Here is a 1336-nt window from a genome sequence, read left to right on the forward strand (position 1 = left end):
CGCGGCCGGCCAGCAGGTCGGCATCACCCAGTCGGCGGTCACCGCCCCGAAGCGTGTGCTCGAAAAGCAGCTCGGCGTGCTCCTGTTCGACCGAAGTGGCCGCAGTGCGGTGCTCAATGCCGCCGGCCGGCATGCCTTGCCGTTGGCCGAGCAGATGCTCGCCCTGTACGGGCAGATGGCCCTGCCGCCAGGGGCTGGCGACTGTGTCGGCGAGTTGCGCGTCGGCGCCATCGCCACCCTGCAGACCGGCCTGCTGGCCGAGGCGCTGCCGCGTTTTCGCCAGCTGGCGCCACGGGTCGAGCTGAAGCTGGTGCCGGGTGTCTCGCTGCAGCTGTTCAGTCAGCTCGATGCCGGCGAGCTGGACCTGGCCTTGCTGATCAAGCCGCCGTTCGCCTTGCCCAAGGAGATTCTCGAAGTGCCGCTGGCGCGCGAACCTTTCGTGCTCGTCGCCCCTTTGCACGTCGAGGGGGATGACCCGCTGCGGCTGCTGGCCGAGCAACCATTCGTGCGTTACGACCGGACCTCGTTCGGCGGCCGCCAGGTCAGCCGCTTCCTGCGTGAGCAACGCCTGATGGTGCATGAGGCGCTGGAACTGGACGAACTGGAAGCCATCGTGCGCCTGGTGGAAAACGGCATGGGGGTGTCGCTGGTGCCGCGTGCTGGCCTGTGGCTGCAGCGCCCGACCCGCCTGCGGGTGATCGAGCTGGGCGCGTTGACCTTCCACCGCGAACTGGTCGCCTTGTTGCGCCGGGCACAGCGCCAGCCGGCACTGGACTGTCTGCTGAACTGCCTCGAGTCGATAAATTGAAAATGCTTCTCAATAAAAATAAGATGCCGCTTTCCTATCGCCCAAGACCAGGGATGCACGATTGTCGGACTTGGATCTCAAAGGCCTGTTCCAGAAGCACGCCAAGACCCTGAACAGCTTTCTGCTGCGCAAGAGTCGCGACCCGCAACTGGCCGCCGATCTCACTCAGGAGAGCTTTCTGCGTCTGGCCGAGCAGAGCGGCGGCGAGCGCATCGACAATTCGCCGGCCTACCTCTACCGTACGGCCAGCAACCTGCTGATCGACCACCAGCGCCAGCAGATTCGGCGCAGGACCGACCTGCTCGGTGATGACCTGTTGCATGAGATCGAGGCCGAAGGCAGCTCGCTGGACGACATCACCGCCGCGCGCCAGCGTATCGAACGCCTGCAGGAGGCCGTCGCCGAGCTGCCGGCGCGGACTCAGGAGATCTTTCGCCTCAACCGCATCGAGGGCCTGACCCACGCCCAGGTGGCGCGTCAGCTGGAGATCTCCGACAGTTCGGTGCAGAAGCACCTGGCACGCGCCCT

The 1336-nt window shown here is 65.9% G+C and carries 2 protein-coding genes; both read left to right on the forward strand.

Translation table 11 applies throughout. The features are described 5' to 3' along the window. Positions 1-808, forward strand: an 808-nt coding sequence (locus J0A65_RS23545; protein ID WP_206596711.1) for a LysR family transcriptional regulator, incomplete at its 5' end; no start/stop codon positions are given. Positions 809-869: 61 nt separating this feature from the next. Further along, positions 870-1336 (forward strand): RNA polymerase sigma factor (locus J0A65_RS23550; protein ID WP_206596712.1); only part of this gene is annotated, 467 nt, incomplete at its 3' end.

This window comes from Bowmanella yangjiangensis, assembly GCF_017255015.1.
Taxonomy (GTDB): domain Bacteria; phylum Pseudomonadota; class Gammaproteobacteria; order Enterobacterales; family Alteromonadaceae; genus Bowmanella; species Bowmanella yangjiangensis.